The organism is Marinifilum sp. N1E240 (assembly GCF_009295825.1).
Classification (GTDB): domain Bacteria; phylum Bacteroidota; class Bacteroidia; order Bacteroidales; family Marinifilaceae; genus Marinifilum_A; species Marinifilum_A sediminis.
Genome location: NZ_WHKF01000001.1, coordinates 1,046,757 through 1,063,506 on the forward strand (window position 1 = coordinate 1,046,757; position 16,750 = coordinate 1,063,506).

The window sequence follows — 16,750 nt, forward strand, 5'->3', positions numbered from 1 at the left end:
AGGACTCGAATTGATAAATAGGGATTCCTGTTTGCAAAAGGAACTGTATCCTTATAAATGAAAAAAGAAATTCTTAATGAAAAAGAGTTTACTAGCGATATGTTATTTTCTATTAATAGTACTGTATGCCAGTGCTCAAAAAGAGATTCGAGTTGGAGCATTCAATTATTATCCTGCCATATATCAAGATACCAATGGAGAAATAAAGGGTTTTTATGTTGACGCATTTAAAGAAATTGAGGAAAAAGAAAATTTACAATTTAAATATGTCTTTGGTTCGTGGGATCAATGTTTACAATGTATAAAAGATGAGGAAGTTGATTTTTTAGTTAGTGTGGCATACACTGAAGAAAGAGTACTCTTTATGGATTATGCATCGGTGCCATTGTTAACGGTTTGGGGAGAGGTGTATGTTAATTCCTCTTCAAATATTGATGGAATTCGTGATTTAGAAGACAAAAAAGTAGCTATCATGAAAGCGGATATTAATTCCTGGTATTTGCAGGAATTAACAAGAAAGCTATCCGTTAACTGCACCTTTGTCTATGGAGAGGATTCTGATGATGTTTTTAGTAAAGTGGCTAGGAATAAGGTGGATGCAGGAGTTGTGAACAATACATTTGGAGCAGCAAAATCCAGAGAGTATGATTTGCATTCAAGTGGGATTATTTTTAATCCTTTTGATATTTATTTTACGGTTAAAAAGGGGAAAAATAAAGACATATTAAACTTACTGAATCAATATTTAGAGGAGTGGAAATACAAGAGTAATTCTGTTTACAATATAGCTAGACGAAAGTGGTCGCATGGTGATGTTGGAACCATACAGATTTTTCCTAAATGGTTGAAAAATGCCACTATTATGGTAGTTGGAATATTGGTTGTTTTAGTAAGTTTTCTAGTTCTATTACGTTACCGGGTAAATGTTGCGACCAGAAAGGTCAGAAATACGGAGGATAAATTGAGTAGAGCTATATTATTTGCTCCATTCCCAATAATGATTCATGCTGAAGATGGAGAGGTAATTGCAATTAGTGATTCATGGACAGAAATAAGCGGTTATTCCCATAAGGAGATTCCTACAATTTCAGATTGGACGGAAAAAGCTTACAGGCAAAAAAGTACTGTTGTTAAAGAATCTATAGATAGACTTTACTCTTACAATAAGAAAATTGAGGATGGAGAGTTCGAAATATTCACTTCTAACGGAGAGAAGGTGATTTGGGATTTTAGTTCTGCTCCATTGGGGACTTTTGACGATGGCAGAAGACTTGTTATTTCAATGGCAAAAGATGTTACTGAACGTAAGTTATATGAATCGGAATTAATTACTGCAAAAGAGCGAGCAGTTAAAAGTGATATACTAAAATCCGCCTTCTTGGCTAATATGAGTCACGAAATTCGTACTCCAATGAATGGGATAATTGGTTTTGCAGATTTGCTTAAAACTCCACAATTAAATAGTGAAAAGCAGGAAAAATACATTAAAATTATTACTAAAAGTGGTAAAAGAATGCTCAATATTATAAATGATATTGTGGATATTTCAAAGATTGAATCGGGATTAACTGAAGTGAATATTCAGGAAACAAATATTAATGAGCAACTCGATGAAATTTATAATTTTTTTAAACCAGAGGTTGAAGATAGGGGAGTGCTTTTGCGCTGTAAGGATCAACTAATAAAACGAGAGGAAAAGATTAATACAGACGATGAAAAAATATTTGCTGTATTAATGAACCTTGTGAAAAATGCATTGAAATATTGTGAAAGAGGTTTTATTGATTTTGGATGTGTAAGAAAAGAGAATTGCTTGGAATTCTATGTGAAGGATACTGGAATTGGGATAGCTAAAGACAAACATAAAGCCATATTCGAACGATTTATTCAAGCTGATATATATGATGTTAATGCTCGACAGGGTGCAGGTTTAGGACTGGCAATATCAAAAGCTTATGTAGAAATGTTGGGCGGAAATATATGGGTAGAGAGTGAAATAGGAGAAGGTGCTAATTTTTATTTTTCCATTCCTATTCTAATGAACATGCCTAAGAAAGAAGTAAGTCCTCTTCAAAATCAGACTCAAAAAAATTAAATTAATTCTCCTTATGAGATTTCTTTTTCAAGAAGTTTGCCTCCTTTAAACATCGCAATAAGTATTGGATGAATATCATTACCCAACTTACTTAAACAGTACTCTACTTTAGGAGGCACCTCAGGATATACTTTTCTCTCCACAAATCCCGATTCTTCCAATTCTTTTAGATTTTTGCTCAGCATTCTGTCGCTAACATCAGGAATTAATTTTACCAATTCGGAATAGCGTTTTGTTCCCTGTTTTAGGTGCAAAATAATAGTTGCCTTACGTTTTCCTTTCACGTAATTGATAAATGTATCGATGGGACAAACTCCTTTTTCCAAATCTTTTAATTTTTTATGGGTTGATAATCAGCAATTCAGAACAAAATGTTAGTATCTTATTGAATTGTAAGTTATTGATTTGTAGATTAAATACCCGTAATTTTGTTGCAAGATAAGAATAAATAAGAAATCTGATATGAACAAAGAATTTAAAGCACTTCGAATTAGCGAGGAGAATGGACAATATATACGTAAAATTGAAACCAGAAAGATTGAAGATTTGCCTGAAGGTGAAGTTTTAATTCGTGTGTATTTTTCATCTTTGAATTACAAGGATGTCTTGTCGGTTTCAGGCAATAAAGGAGTAACACGAAAATATCCACATACACCTGGAATCGATGCTGCTGGAATCGTAGAACATTCTTCTTCAACAAAATTTAAAGTGGGTGATGAGGTGATTGTAACCAGTTATGATTTGGGCATGAATACCGATGGCGGATTTTCGGAGTACATTCGAGTACCTGAATCATGGGTTGTATCCTTACCAAAAGGGATGAATTTGCGTGAAGCAATGATTTTCGGGACAGCTGGTTTTACTGCAGCACTTTCGGTTTACAGATTATTAGCTGCAGGACAGACGCCCGAAATGGGACCAGTTGTGGTAACCGGAGCTTTAGGTGGTGTTGGTAGCATTGCTATTAGCATTTTAGCCTCTTTAGGTTTTGAAGTGATCGCAGCAACTTCTAGTGCAAATGGAGGAGAGGAAGAATTGCATGACTTAGGAGCTGCTAGTAGAATTTCATCTGAAATAAGCGATGATCTATCGGGAAGACCATTGTTAAAACCTCTTTGGGCAGGTGCCATTGATGTGGTTGGTGGAAATACCTTGCATACACTTTTGAAGGCTTGTAAACCAATGGGAAATGTAACTTGTTGCGGGAATATCGGATCTGGTGATTTGGTGATGACTGTTTATCCGTTCATCTTAAATGGAATCAGTTTAATTGGTATTGATTCCCAAAAATGCCCAATGGAACTTAGACAAAAAGTGTGGAACAAATTGGCTTCAGAGTGGAATGTGTACAAGAATAAGGAGCAAATTATTGAATCCTCATTAGAAAATTTGGATACTTATATCGATCTGATGTTAGAGAAGAAAAGTAGAGGTCGAGTAATTGTGAAATTATAAATACTACAAAACGAAGTAGATTAAAGGCAGCCATTAGGTTGCCTTTTTATATTCTGAATCAATAATAAACGGAAATAAATGAATTGGATTACTTTCTGTCGAAATTATTGTAGAATTAAGATCACACTCAGCTTGATGTAACTTTTCTGCATAAGTTGAGTTGAAGATTGTATTGATTTTCATTATTAATAAGTTACTGGTTAGTTTACGCAACCTTCTATAAATATGTGCATCTGACAGTAAAAGAATTGATTATGAAAATATATAGATTTATTTTGTTTTTTTCACTTTGTTTAATGATAGCTTGTGACAAAGATTCCGAAACTCAGTTAGATGAAGAAAAAGAACAGTTTGTACCTACTGATGTTTTTGTGAAGGTGAAAGCTAATTATACAATCGATCAAGTTTTTAGTTTTATTAATGGATTTGAGCATGAAGTTGAAAATATTCATTCTTTAACATTCACTTCAGACTTTCCTTCAGATAGTTTGCAATATATACTGGATTTTTTAAATGCAAAAACATACACAAATGATGGAAATGTATGGTTTGTAAATGGATATTTACATTATCAAACAAAGCTTGTAACCATTTTTCCAAGACTATTTGATATGAAAAATAAAAGTTATCAGTCGGATTGGATTGAGTCAATGGAAATATTAAAATTAAATGAGGTCATAGAAGGAGAAATTGCTGGATCTATAATATATTTCCATGTTCCGGAGGGAGACGAGAAGGCGTGGGTAAGGAAGTTTGAAGAATATGAATTTGTTGAATGGGCTGAAGTAAATCATATTCTTAATTTAAATCCTTATCCTTAAATGAAAATTTAAATAGATAGCAAGAATAATAAATGAAGTCTATCGAATTACAAAGAGCAATTGTTTTGATTACGCTGTATTCTGACTAATTTTCGTCATTGGAAACCTATAGATATTAGAAAGATCACTAAATAAATTTCTATGAAAAACCTCGCCATTCTAATTTTATCAATCATCACCACCTCCTGTTCAACATCCAAGATAGAAAAGTTAGAGTTTCTGGAAGGAACGTGGCAGATTGAAGGTAAGGAGCAATTCGAAGTGTGGGAACAAAACGGAGAAGAGTTAAAAGGCTATGGATATAATATCAAGGAAAACCATAAACAGATTAGCGAAACTTTAGCTATAAAGATGGTCAACGGAAAAGTAGTTTATCAGGCAACAGTAGCCAATCAGAACGAGGGAGCTACGGTTTCATTTCAATTGAACGATACCATTAATGATTATTATTCCTTCGAAAATGCAAAACACGATTTTCCTAATAAAATACAATACTACAAGCTGAGTGAGAATAAAGTAAAGGTGAAAGTTTTAGGTGATGAGAACAAAGGATTTTCATTTGAGATGAATCGTGTGGAATAACTCCTCTGCATTTTTGAGATAGCTTGCATTTATTTTTCAATAAATTCCTATAAATCCATACCTTGTTTTTAAGTCTTTAAGACCTGTTGACACTACTTTGATATTTGTCGATACAAGCCAATGATTTGTCGTTGCTAGCCAAAGGCTTGTATGTACACGCCAATAACTTGACGGAACATCCCAATGCTTTGTTCTTACTACTCTAGCTTTCTGCGGCGCCGGAATATTATAAATGTCAGCTTACAAGCTGCAAACTTACTACAACAAGCATTAGATGTGTCCAGATAAACTTAAAACCTACAACAGCAAAGCATCAACAAGCAGGAATAAAGGATAGAATTTCGTTAACACAAATTATAGTACTTAAAATCACTTCTAGTACACTAGTTCATTGGTGTAGACTTGGATGATTAGAGTAAAAAAGTTTTACCTAAAGCAGAAAGCTTCTTGTGTATCTTTTACTTAAATTTGCGGCATGCGAAAAAAGCTTACTTTTCATATATCCAATACCAGGAAATTCAAGGAGCAATTGCTGTTTTGGAGCAAGAAGTTCGATCATGCTTGTATTTTAGATAGTCATGAAGTAAATCAAAAAGCCAATTCGAAGGCAGAGTACAATACTTACGAATTGGTTGCCGGAATTGATGCTTTGCAGATAGTAGAACCTAAACAGGACTTTTTCTACCATTTAACCGAAGCTGTTGATCAAGCCAAGGATTGGTTATTTGGTTATTTGGGGTACGATTTAAAAAATGAAATTGAAGAGCTAGAGTCGAACAATCAGGATGAATTGTATTTTCCTGAAATGAATTTCTTTCGTCCGCGCTGGGTTTTTATTTTGGATATTGACACTCTAATTGTTGAATTTTTTGAAGAGGAATTTAACGAGGAACAGATATTCAGGTTAATTGATGAAATTGATAATCTGGATTTACCAAAAGAGCAGGAAGTGAATGTTCCTGAAATTAATTGTAGAATAAATCGTGATGAATACCTGGAATCAGTTGGCAAACTGAAAGATCACATTCGAAGAGGTGATATTTATGAGGTGAATTTTTGCCAGGAATTTTATGCGAAGGATACTTTCATTAAACCACGACAAACTTACCGAAAGTTGATGGAAGTTTCGCCAACACCCTATTCTTGTTTTTACCAAATAGGAGAGCAGTATTTGCTGTCTGCAAGTCCGGAGCGTTACATTAAAAAACAAGGGAAGAAAATTATATCACAACCCATAAAAGGAACTGCAAAACGTGGTGCCGATGCTGCAGAGGATAAGCAGATTAAGGAGGATTTGTTTAAGGATCCTAAGGAGAGAGCCGAGAACATCATGATTGTTGATTTGGTTCGAAACGATTTATCGAGAACTGCTGCAAAAGGTTCTGTTATTGTTGAGGAATTGTGCGGAATTTATAGTTTTCCACAGGTTCATCAGATGATTTCTACGGTTGTTTCTGAATTAAGAGAAGATGTTCATTTTGTAGAGGCGATTCGAGAAAGTTTCCCGATGGGATCGATGACCGGAGCACCAAAAGTGCGCGCTATGAAGTTGATTGAGAGATATGAGTCAACAAAACGAGGCTTGTTTTCGGGAGCAGTTGGATATTTTACGCCTGAAGGTGATTTTGACTTTAATGTAGTGATCCGAAGTATTCAATACAATGCAAGAAATAACTATCTTTCGTTTATGGTTGGCGGAGCCATAACCATGCAATGCGAGCCTGAAAAAGAATACAATGAGTGTCTGCTAAAGGCAAAAGCAATTATGAGAGTTTTAAAGAATGTTTAAACTCAATTATTCATTACCAATTATATCATTGATATTGTGTTTCGAAAATTAGTCCATTTTGTAGAAGAAGAAAACCTGTTTTATCGTGATGAGAAGATATTGGTTGCGGTTAGTGGAGGTATAGATTCTGTTGTTTTACTGCATTTGCTTAAGCAAATGGAAATTGATTGTGCTATTGCGCATTGCAATTTTCATTTACGTGGCGATGAATCGGATGGTGATTTCGAATTTGTAAGAGATTTGGCAGAACAATATGGAATTCCTTTTTATTCTAAAGATTTTGATACTAAGGAATATGCTGCAGAAAATAAGCAGTCGATAGAAATGGCAGCACGCGAATTGCGCTACGAATGGTTCGAACAGCTTCGTGAGCTACTTTCCTATCAATATATCGCGGTTGGTCATCATGCCGATGATGTTGCCGAAACGGTTCTAATCAATTTGGCTCGTGGTACAGGTATTCATGGTTTAACGGGAATCAAAGCCAAGCTGGGGAAGATTATTCGCCCTCTTTTACCATTTACAAGAACGGAGCTGGAAGCTTATGCAAAAGTGAATAATTTGCAGTACAGAGAAGATTCTACTAATAAAGAAACAGACTTTGTCCGCAATAAAATTCGCCATCAGATAATTCCGGTTTTAGAAGAAATTAATCCTTCTATACGAAAAACAATGACGGAGAATGTGGCTCGTTTTCGTGAAGTAGAACAGATTTATAATGATGTAATTGAAGAGAACCGTTTGCATTTGGTTTTTCAGCGCGATGATCAATTGATGATTTCCATTCAGAGATTGCAAGAGTTACCTTCACCAAGTTCGCATCTATTTGAAATTTTGTCACCATATGGTTTCCACCATCGCGATGTGAAAATGATTGCCAAATCATTGGATTCAATTTCTGGGAAAAGATTTTTCAGTTCTACGCATCAATTGTTACGCGACCGAAAGTATCTGATTTTGTCAAACTTGGAAGAAGTTGATCAGAATATGTACGAAATCGAAGAGGCCGATTGTGAAACGGATATACCAATTGAGATGGAAGCTTCATTTATTAATAGAACTCCTGATTTTAAGTTTCCAACGAGTCCTAAGATAGCTTGTTTCGATGCGAATAAATTAAAATTCCCTTTGCTTATTCGTAAGTGGAAAGAAGGAGATCAGTTTCGCCCAATTGGAATGAAAGGCACTAAGAAAGTTTCGGATTATTTCATCGATAAAAAATTCTCCTTAAGCGATAAGGAAAGCACCTGGTTGTTGTGCTCTGGTGAGAGAATCATGTGGATTGTAGGGCATCGCATGGATGATAGGTTTAAGATAACCGATAAGACTACCAAAATATATCGATTGGAATTGAAATAATCTACTGTGTGAGTTAATTGAGTTGTTGTTCAATATCTTCTTTTTTCTTAAAATCTCCTTTAGATTTTATAAATTAGTCCTTTCAATTATACAATCAACCCAAACTACCTAACATGAATTTATTAAGAAGAGGCATTGGTATATGTCTGTTACTCCTGGTTTCACTTGCTACGTTTTCGCAAGTTGGAGATATCGTTAAGGAAGATTTAAAAGACTTAAAGAAATACAATCAGAATTTGGATCACCGTCTGGATCGTCTGCAGAAAATGGTAGATGACCTCATTTGGTTCGAGAGAGTAGGAGATGTGGCTCACATCGATAAATTGTACATTTATGGTCCTCCAAAATGGAAAGAGAAAAATCCAACAGCTAAAGGAGCCGGAAATCCAGTTAAATTTTGGACCTATGTATTTGTTCCTAAAAATATTGATGTTAATAAGAAATATCCATTGATGGTTTTACCACACGGTGGTGTTCATGGTGATTTTACTACCTATTACACTCATATCGTTCGTGAATTAATTGCACAAGAATACATTGTAGTTGCAGCTGAATATCGTGGTAGTACTGGTTATGGAAAGGGTCATTATGAGAAGATCGATTATGGTGGATTGGAAAACGAAGACGTTTATGCCAGCCGCAATTACATGATAGAAAATTACGATTTTGTAGATGAGAATCGTGTTGGAATCATGGGTTGGAGCCATGGTGGAATGATTACGCTTTTTAACTTATTCAATCATCCGAAGGATTATAAAGTAGGTTTTGCAGGAGTTCCGGTAAGTGACCTCGTTGCAAGAATGGGATATATGACTCAATCGTACAGAGATTTGTATTCAGCAGATTATCACATTGGTAAAACTGCAAATGATAATTTGGCTGAATATCGTCGTCGCTCGCCAGCATGGAATACTCATAAATTTCAGAATACACCATTGCTAATTCATACCAATACCAATGATGATGATGTGAATGTTTTGGAGGTGGAGCATTTGATAAAATCGCTAAAGGCAGATGGTAAGAAATTTGAATATGAAATTTTTCAAGCTGTTCCTGGAGGACATTCATTTGATAGAATGGATACCAAAAAAGCGAAGGAAATACGTGTAAGGATCTACAAGTTTTTAGCCAAGCAATTGCAGCCCAATAAACCTATCAATACTTTAAAAGACATCCAGAAAGCTGGATATAAATTTTAATATAAAAGAGCTTACCTAAATGGTAAGCTCTTATTGTTTTAACAGTTTCTATACTTGTCGTTTAATCCGATGCCTTTTAGTATCATCGGAATTATTTTTTCTATCCTTTTCAATTTTGTGGCTTCTCGTTTAGCTTGCGCTATGTGCAAAGCGTACTCTTTTTGTTTGTATGCAGTGAATTTTGCAAACATATCAGCTGCCTTTAAATCGGCATCCAAGGCTTGTTTTAATTCAGTTGGGATTTTAAACTTAGACGATTTTTTAGCAATAGGAACGGTCTTACCTTCCTTTTGATTTAATATGGCTTCTTCCAAATAGTATAGAATGGTATCTTCATCAATTTCATTCAAGGAAGTAAATCTCATTTGCCTCATAGCATTTGTTTTGCCTTCCTGAGCATTGAGCAAAAGTTTTTTGGTATCAGAAAGCAAAGCACCTTGAAAAAACCATAAGCCAACATAGCCTTTAAAAGCTCCCAGACCAACTACATTTTTATCTGCTATTGTATAAGTTGGAGCTCCCCATTTTATACACTCTACCAATTCTGTTTTTTGAATGATACTTCTGAGTAAGTTAAGTTCATTTTTCCATTCGTTTTTGATCTCAAGATACTCTTCAACGTTCGCAGCTCTTTGCATGACTTTTTGATTCTTTTTATTTACAATCTACAATATAACAAGAAAAGCACAGCCTATTGGCTATGCTTTTAATATTATGGTTTTCTTAGAGTTTTACAAAGGAATATTTCCATGCTTTTTAGGAGGATTCTGTTCGCTCTTATTGGCACACATTTCCAAAGCCTGAATCAATTTATAACGACTTTCTTTAGGTTGAATAACCTCGTCGATATAACCCAATTCGGCAGCTTTATATGGATGAGCAAACTTATCTCTATAATCATCAATAGCTTCAGCTCTTTCTGATTCTGTTAGACCTTTGTGCATGATATTTACAGCACCTTCGGCACCCATTACAGCAATTTCACCAGTAGGATAGGAGTAATTTATATCAGCACCAATATGTTTCGATGCCATTACATCGTAAGCACCACCATAAGCCTTTCGGGTAATTAAAGTAATTTTTGGAACAGTTGCTTCAGCAAAAGCATACAATAGTTTTGCTCCATGCTTAATAATTCCACCATACTCTTGAGCAGTTCCAGGTAGGAATCCTGGTACATCTACAAAGGTGATTAATGGAATGTTGAAAGCATCGCAAAAACGGACAAATCGAGCTGCTTTTGTAGAGCTATTAATATCCAAAACACCAGCCATATTTGCAGGATTATTGGCAACAATACCTACAGGTTTACCTGCAAGTCTCGCGAATCCTATGGTAATATTTGGCGCATATAAAGGCATTACCTCAAAAAAGTTGTGATCATCAACAACAGTTTCTATAATGTCTTTGATATCGTAAGGTTTGTTTGGATCTGCTGGAACAATATCCTGAAGTTTTTCATCTTCACGATGGATGTTATCTGTACAAGGTTTAACCGGAGGATCCTCCATATTATTGGAAGGAAGAAAACCGATTAACTCACGTAACATCATCATTGCTTGTTCGTCGTTATCGGCAGTAAAATGAGCAACACCACTTTTAGAGTTGTGTGTAAGAGCTCCACCTAATTCTTCTTTAGTAACTTCTTCGTGCGTTACAGTTTTAATAACATCAGGACCAGTAACAAACATGTAGCTCGTATCTTTTACCATCATGATAAAATCCGTAAGAGCAGGAGAATACACGGCTCCACCGGCACAAGGTCCCATAATTGCAGAGATCTGAGGTATCACTCCCGAACCTCTCACATTTTGGTAAAAGATATCAGCATAACCAGCTAAACTTTGGACACCTTCCTGAATTCGAGCTCCACCAGAATCGTTGAGACCAACTATTGGTGCACCCATTTTCATTGCAAGCTTGGTAATTTTTACGATTTTATCGGCGTTTGCACGACTTAAGGATCCACCAAAGACGGTAAAATCTTGAGCGAATACATAAACCAAACGGTCATCGATTTTTCCGTAACCGCAGACTACACCATCTCCAAGAATCTTGTTCTTTTCCATTCCAAAATCTGTCGATCGGTGAGTTACCATTTTATCCACCTCTACAAAAGTTTCAGGATCTAAAAGATCATAAATTCTTTCACGAGCAGTTTTTTTCCCGGCAGCATGATGCTTATCAATTCTAGCTTGCCCGCCACCTTCTTCAGCAGCTTTATTTAATTCTTCAAATTTTTTGATTTTATCTTCTAATGTCAACATTGCTTTGTTTTGTTTCTGTTCTACAAATTTAAGAACAAAGGTTTTTAGTTAAGGTTTCTTTTTAATCGATGAATACAAGAGGTTGATTCCCGTCAATGGTGTCTTCTTCTTTCACAAAGATTTCTTTCACCAATCCGTCTTTCATTGCTTTGTATTCACTTTCCATTTTCATTGCTGATACGATAATAACGGTATCGCCTTTTTTAACTTCATCGCCTAAACCAACAGGTATTTTAACAACCTTTCCTGGCATTGGAGATGTAATTGTACTTTCAGCAGTTTCCAGATTACCAGCATTCCTTGCCTGTTGATATTTGGTTTCTGCGTCAATAATTTCAGCTTCGTATGAGTGATAAAAAGTGTTGACTGTATATTTCTTAGGAGTTCCGTTCTCGATTAATTCTACATTGTATGAACGCCCTTTGTACATTACTGAATAAACGCCAGTTTCTACTTGTTGCATATCCAGATCGTACTCCTTGTTGTCGACCATTATTTTTACAGAGTTGCCATCTTCAGCCAGAAGCTCAACTTTTGCAATTCGGTCGTCCAATTTTATTTCAAGTGCCATAACGATTTAATAATTTTAAGATTTAATTTTCACTAGCTCTGTACATGCCACGACGACGACCAAACTCTTTCCAACCACTGTTTTTAGAGCATTTTTGATCGACCTGAACATTTTTAAGTTTGTGATGATAATCAATAAAGGCGGCAACAATTGCCAGATCTTCAAACTGCTGTTTGGCTTCATCATCTGCTAACAGAAATTCTTCGTTATTTTGAATAAAATGGGTATCGTAGTTACCTGATCTAAAGTCTTCACAATCCATTATTTTCTCTAAGAATTTAATAGATGTCTTGACTCCGGTAATTTTGTATTCGTAAAGAGCACGACGCATTCTTTCGATTGCTTCCTCTCTTGTTCTTGCCCAAATAATCAATTTAGAGATCATTGGATCGTAGTGAATAGGGATTTCATAGCCTTCATAAACATAGCCATCGGTTCTAACTCCTAATCCCATTGGTTCGGTAATATGAGTTATTAGACCTGGACTAGGCATGAAGTTATTGTCAGTATCTTCTGCATAAATTCTACACTCTATTGCGTGACCAAATTGAAAAACTTCTTCTTGTTTGATATTCAATTTTTGACCTTCAGCAATAAGAATTTGTTGTTTTACAAGATCATAACCAGTGGTTCGTTCCGTTATAGGATGCTCTACTTGCAATCTGGTATTCATTTCAAGAAAGTAGAAATTATGGTTGTTGTCGGCTAAAAACTCAATGGTTCCTGCACCATGGTAGTTTACGGCTTTTGCTGCTGAAACCGCTGCTTCACCCATTTTTGCTCTTAACTCTGGAGTTAATAATGGAGAAGGTGTTTCCTCAACAACTTTCTGATGTCTTCGTTGGACGGAGCATTCTCGCTCGCACAGATGAACTACATTTCCATGTTGATCACCAAGGATTTGAAACTCGATATGATGAGGAGAAGAAATGTACTTCTCTACATAAACAGTATCATCGCCAAAGGCAGATTTTGCTTCTGATTTGGCAGCACGAAGACCTTCAAGAATATTCTCTTCTTTATCGACCATTCGCATGCCTTTACCACCACCACCGGCAGAGGCTTTAATCATTACTGGCAGGCCGATTTCTTTAATTGCTTTTAATGCAGATTCGTCATTTTCCATATTTTCCTTGGTTCCGGGAACAACAGGAACGCCACCATTAATCATGGTTTTTCTGGCGGTGATTTTATCTCCCATTGTGGATATGACTTCTGGTGTAGGGCCAATAAAGATGATACCTTCTTCCTGACAACGCTTCGAAAATTCAGCATTTTCGCTTAAGAATCCGTAACCAGGATGAATAGCATCAGCTCTGGAGCATTTCGCTACTTCAATAATTTTATCAATGTTTAGATAACTTTCTGCTGAAGCTGCCGGTCCAATATGGAAAGCCTGATCAGCATACCTTACATGCATAGATGTTCTATCTACTTCGGAATAAACAGCAACTGTTTGAATTCCCAATTCCCTGCAAGATCGCATTACGCGCAGGGCAATTTCTCCTCGGTTAGCGACGAGGACTTTTGAAATCTTCTTAATCATATTTTTGGTTAATCGTTGATGAAGACCTATAATGGTCTTGTTATAAATCAATTATTCATCCATTAGATTAGGAATTGTTTCCCAAAAAAAAGATAACGCACAGCATATATATGTTGTGCAGCATATCAAAAGTAATTAAAAAATCGAAGTTTCCAATTAATTAAATATAAACATGTGTCGATGTGAGTTGACATAAAAAATGACATTTGTCATGTTTTATGTGGGGTTTAGAGACCTTAAAATCGCTTATTAAATTGTAGTTTTTTTTATATCAAATGTTATTTTTAATAAGTCTTGAATAGTCTGTAAGTGAGAATGTAATGTGCTTTATTGTATGAGAGAACGAACTATATTGTATCCTTAAATTCGAAGCCCAAACTTTCAACTTCTTTTTTAATCTTATTTAGATCAATTTGTTGACCAACCATTCTTAAAATTTTCTGTTCCAGATTGACTTCAGCTATTTCAATATTCTTCAAAGAACCGATGTGTTTTTCAACACTATTCTTACAATGGTTACAATTCATACCTATCACAGATACAATTACTTCCTCTTTTGCAATTTTAACTTTGGGATTATTTATTACTTTTTTAGAGGATAAGTACTTCTGTAGATATCCATTTGCAATTAATAGTGACAGGGTAATACTGCTTCCCCATTGTAACCAATTTGGTAATTCCCAATGTCCTTCGTGTCCTGTCATATGGTGATGTAATCCACTTAAAGTAAACCAATCTCTTGGTAAGAAATTATCGATAAGTAAACCAAATAATAATGCTCCTGAAATTATCGAAATTAGATATGCCCACATGGTTTTTTTACCCAGAACTTTATTTAATACAGTAATAGTTGCTGCATTGGTTGCAGGACCTGCCATAAGGAATACTAAAGCTGCTCCTGGCGAGATTCCTTTCATTAATAATACAGCCGCAACGGGAACCGATGAGGTCGCACAAATATAAAGTGGTATTGATGCTATAAGAATTACGATCATTCCAAGAAAATCATTACCTATAAAACTTGAAAAGAAATCATCTGGAATTAACACGGAAATTACTGCCGCTAAAAGCAATCCAATGATTAGCCATTTTGAGATATCTTGCAGAAAATCTACAAAGGCATATTTGAACATTGTATACACTTTTGATTTTTTCTTTGATTTTGTTTCACAGTTTGAATCGCATTCACAATCTTTCTTTTCTTCAGTAGAACAGCAAATGTCTTCCTGATGATCTATTATTTCATTTTGCGAATCATCAACACGATTGGTTAGAAGACCACCAACAAATCCAGTAAACAAAGCTATGAATGGGCGAATTATTGCAAAAGGTAAACCTAGAAGAGAGTAGGTCACCAGAATAGAATCTACACCTGTTTGAGGAGTAGAAATAAGAAATGAAACGGAAGATCCTTTGCTTGCTCCACTTTTATAAAATGAGATTCCTGTTGGTATTACTCCACATGAGCAAAGAGGAAGAGGTACTCCAATAAGAGAAGCATATAAAACAGATTTGCTATTTTTTTGTCCCAAATATTTGTCTATAAATTTCTGAGGGAAAGCAACTTTTAATAATCCGGCAAAGAAAAAACCGAGCATGAGATATGGTGACATTTCATTCAATATCTCTATGAAATCTATGATGAATTGGTTTATATATTCCATTGGTAAAGTAGTCTAATTTTATTTTTATACACTTCCAAAAGTATTAAAATATATGGATTATTTGATGTTTTGAATTGTCTGAATTAGGCTAAAATTGAAAAATACCTACATGTTGGTATTTTTCTTTATTAAGACTCGTTCTATTTTTGTCGCAAGATATTACCACTACATGGTTGTTGATTTAAAACCTAATTTAAAACTAGATGAAAAAAGGATTATTACTATTAGCAGTTTGTTTTGCATTTATTGCAACAAAAGCTCAGGAGCAGGAAGCACCGAAAAGTATCGGGTCTACAATTTTAGAGAGAATTAAAGATGAGAAGTTGAGTATTGGCGGATATGGTGAGGTGCATTACAATCAGCAAATTAGTGGGCAAACTCGTTATAACGGAAATATGGATGTTCATAGAATGGTTTTATTTTTTGGATACCAATTCAACGAAAAAACATCATTTGTTACAGAAATTGAATACGAGCACGTTAAAGAATTATATGTAGAGCAAGCATTTTTGAACTATAACGTTAAGCCAAATGTAAGTTTACGAGGTGGTTTGATGTTAGTTCCAATGGGAATTGTGAATGAATATCACGAGCCAACTACATTTAATGGTGTTGAGAGACCAAGTGTTGACAAGTACATTGTTCCAACTACATGGAGAGAGATTGGTGTTGGTATTAATGGAAGATTGGCAAATGCACCATTAAAGTACCAGTTATATATCATGAACGGATTTAATGGATTCGATGGTAGTGGTAAGCTAAGAGGATCTGATGGTTTAAGAAAAGGGCGTCAAAAAGGTGCTGAGTCAACTTTCACATCTCCATCATTATCTGCAAAAGTAGATTACTATGGAATTAAAGGATTGAACTTGGGTCTTTCAGGGTACTTTGGTAAAACTCAGTCATCAGAATTTGATGGATTAGATAAGGATGATGATTTTGCTGAAGAAGTTGCTGATTCAACTCGTGTTGGAATTAGCATGGTAGGTCTTGATTTCCGTTATAAAGTTGATGCATTTCAGTTTAAAGGTCAGTACATTCACTCTTTCATCAACGATGTTAAGGAATACAATGATAAAACTGGTAAGGATCTTGGAAAACAAATGCAAGGTTACTATGTAGAAGCAGGTTACGATTTACTACATGGAAAAGAACAAGCTTTGGTTCCATTTGTAAGATATGAGAGCTATGACACTCACCATAAAGTTGATGGTATTACAGCAAATAAGGCTTATGATCGCGAGGATTGGTTCTTTGGATTAAGCTATCACCTGGCAAAAGGTGCTGTTGTAAAAGTAGATTATCAAAACTTTAAAGATGGTGCTGACAACAAAAAACACTTCATTAACTGTGGAGTAGGAGTTTGGTTCTAAGAATTATTAAATAGATATTTTTACTGCAA

At 35.2% G+C, this 16,750-nt stretch carries 14 protein-coding genes; 8 read left to right on the top strand and 6 right to left on the bottom strand.

The window, feature by feature from the left end; all coding sequences use genetic code 11:
* The first annotated feature begins 76 nt into the window (after positions 1–76).
* The gene (locus GCQ56_RS04280) at positions 77–2,095 is read left to right on the top strand and encodes an ATP-binding protein (RefSeq protein ID WP_152733138.1); all 2,019 of its coding nucleotides are present in this window, start codon (positions 77–79) and stop codon (positions 2,093–2,095) included.
* An 11-nt stretch (positions 2,096–2,106) separates the two neighbouring features.
* Here the strand turns inward: GCQ56_RS04280 and GCQ56_RS04285 are convergent, their stop codons facing one another.
* On the bottom strand, positions 2,107–2,421 hold the full coding sequence (locus GCQ56_RS04285; protein WP_152733139.1) for a helix-turn-helix domain-containing protein: 315 nt from the start codon (positions 2,419–2,421) through the stop codon (positions 2,107–2,109).
* 136 nt (positions 2,422–2,557) lie between these two features.
* Between GCQ56_RS04285 and GCQ56_RS04290 the strand changes: the two genes are divergently transcribed.
* The 6 genes from GCQ56_RS04290 (at position 2,558) to GCQ56_RS04315 (ending at position 9,300) form a co-directional block, all read left to right on the top strand.
* Positions 2,558–3,550 (top strand): YhdH/YhfP family quinone oxidoreductase, encoded by a 993-nt coding sequence (locus tag GCQ56_RS04290; RefSeq protein ID WP_152733140.1) that lies wholly within the window; start codon positions 2,558–2,560, stop codon positions 3,548–3,550.
* A 254-nt stretch (positions 3,551–3,804) separates the two neighbouring features.
* Positions 3,805–4,371, top strand: coding sequence for a hypothetical protein (locus GCQ56_RS04295; RefSeq protein WP_152733141.1), 567 nt, complete (start codon positions 3,805–3,807; stop codon positions 4,369–4,371).
* A 141-nt stretch (positions 4,372–4,512) separates the two neighbouring features.
* The gene (locus GCQ56_RS04300; protein ID WP_152733142.1) at positions 4,513–4,953 is read left to right on the top strand and encodes a DUF6265 family protein; all 441 of its coding nucleotides are present in this window, start codon (positions 4,513–4,515) and stop codon (positions 4,951–4,953) included.
* A gap of 475 nt (positions 4,954–5,428) precedes the next feature.
* Positions 5,429–6,742, top strand: coding sequence for an aminodeoxychorismate synthase component I (pabB, locus tag GCQ56_RS04305; RefSeq protein WP_152733143.1), 1,314 nt, complete (start codon positions 5,429–5,431; stop codon positions 6,740–6,742).
* A 36-nt stretch (positions 6,743–6,778) separates the two neighbouring features.
* Positions 6,779–8,101 (top strand): tRNA lysidine(34) synthetase TilS, encoded by a 1,323-nt coding sequence (gene tilS, locus GCQ56_RS04310; RefSeq protein ID WP_299992802.1) that lies wholly within the window; start codon positions 6,779–6,781, stop codon positions 8,099–8,101.
* Positions 8,102–8,214: 113 nt separating this feature from the next.
* Positions 8,215–9,300, top strand: coding sequence for a S9 family peptidase (locus tag GCQ56_RS04315; RefSeq protein WP_152733144.1), 1,086 nt, complete (start codon positions 8,215–8,217; stop codon positions 9,298–9,300).
* 38 nt (positions 9,301–9,338) lie between these two features.
* On the opposite strand, the gene GCQ56_RS04320 is transcribed toward GCQ56_RS04315, so the two are convergent.
* The 5 genes from GCQ56_RS04320 to GCQ56_RS04340 all read right to left on the bottom strand — a co-directional run bounded on the left by GCQ56_RS04320 (position 9,339) and on the right by GCQ56_RS04340 (position 15,348).
* A complete protein-coding gene (locus GCQ56_RS04320; protein WP_152733145.1) occupies positions 9,339–9,938 on the bottom strand; it encodes a YdeI family protein in 600 nt (199 codons plus the stop codon).
* 93 nt (positions 9,939–10,031) lie between these two features.
* Positions 10,032–11,567 carry an acyl-CoA carboxylase subunit beta gene (locus tag GCQ56_RS04325; RefSeq protein WP_227005987.1) on the bottom strand — a complete coding sequence of 512 codons (1,536 nt, stop codon included), beginning with the start codon at positions 11,565–11,567 and terminating at the stop codon, positions 10,032–10,034.
* A 61-nt stretch (positions 11,568–11,628) separates the two neighbouring features.
* Positions 11,629–12,138, bottom strand: coding sequence for a biotin/lipoyl-containing protein (locus GCQ56_RS04330; protein WP_152733146.1), 510 nt, complete (start codon positions 12,136–12,138; stop codon positions 11,629–11,631).
* 22 nt (positions 12,139–12,160) lie between these two features.
* Positions 12,161–13,684: an acetyl-CoA carboxylase biotin carboxylase subunit gene (accC, locus tag GCQ56_RS04335; RefSeq protein ID WP_152733147.1), complete on the bottom strand. Its 1,524-nt coding sequence runs from the start codon at positions 13,682–13,684 to the stop codon at positions 12,161–12,163.
* A 347-nt stretch (positions 13,685–14,031) separates the two neighbouring features.
* Positions 14,032–15,348 (bottom strand): SO_0444 family Cu/Zn efflux transporter, encoded by a 1,317-nt coding sequence (locus GCQ56_RS04340; RefSeq protein WP_152733148.1) that lies wholly within the window; start codon positions 15,346–15,348, stop codon positions 14,032–14,034.
* 203 nt (positions 15,349–15,551) lie between these two features.
* Between GCQ56_RS04340 and GCQ56_RS04345 the strand changes: the two genes are divergently transcribed.
* Positions 15,552–16,721, top strand: a complete 1,170-nt coding sequence (locus GCQ56_RS04345; protein ID WP_152733149.1) for a hypothetical protein — start codon at positions 15,552–15,554, stop codon at positions 16,719–16,721.
* The last annotated feature ends 29 nt before the right edge of the window (positions 16,722–16,750 follow it).

Excerpts from the sequence above, each read along its gene's own strand:
- GCQ56_RS04325 (WP_227005987.1), bottom strand. The coding sequence starts at position 11,567 with ATGTTGACATTAGAAGATAAAATCAAAAAATTTGAAGAATTAAATAAA.
- GCQ56_RS04345 (WP_152733149.1), top strand. The coding sequence starts at position 15,552 with ATGAAAAAAGGATTATTACTATTAGCAGTTTGTTTTGCATTTATTGCA.
- GCQ56_RS04290 (WP_152733140.1), top strand. The coding sequence starts at position 2,558 with ATGAACAAAGAATTTAAAGCACTTCGAATTAGCGAGGAGAATGGACAA.
- GCQ56_RS04340 (WP_152733148.1), bottom strand. The coding sequence starts at position 15,348 with ATGGAATATATAAACCAATTCATCATAGATTTCATAGAGATATTGAAT.
- GCQ56_RS04315 (WP_152733144.1), top strand. The coding sequence starts at position 8,215 with ATGAATTTATTAAGAAGAGGCATTGGTATATGTCTGTTACTCCTGGTT.
- accC (WP_152733147.1), bottom strand. The coding sequence starts at position 13,684 with ATGATTAAGAAGATTTCAAAAGTCCTCGTCGCTAACCGAGGAGAAATT.
- GCQ56_RS04320 (WP_152733145.1), bottom strand. The coding sequence starts at position 9,938 with ATGCAAAGAGCTGCGAACGTTGAAGAGTATCTTGAGATCAAAAACGAA.
- GCQ56_RS04330 (WP_152733146.1), bottom strand. The coding sequence starts at position 12,138 with ATGGCACTTGAAATAAAATTGGACGACCGAATTGCAAAAGTTGAGCTT.
- pabB (WP_152733143.1), top strand. The coding sequence starts at position 5,429 with ATGCGAAAAAAGCTTACTTTTCATATATCCAATACCAGGAAATTCAAG.
- GCQ56_RS04280 (WP_152733138.1), top strand. The coding sequence starts at position 77 with ATGAAAAAGAGTTTACTAGCGATATGTTATTTTCTATTAATAGTACTG.
- GCQ56_RS04295 (WP_152733141.1), top strand. The coding sequence starts at position 3,805 with ATGAAAATATATAGATTTATTTTGTTTTTTTCACTTTGTTTAATGATA.
- GCQ56_RS04300 (WP_152733142.1), top strand. The coding sequence starts at position 4,513 with ATGAAAAACCTCGCCATTCTAATTTTATCAATCATCACCACCTCCTGT.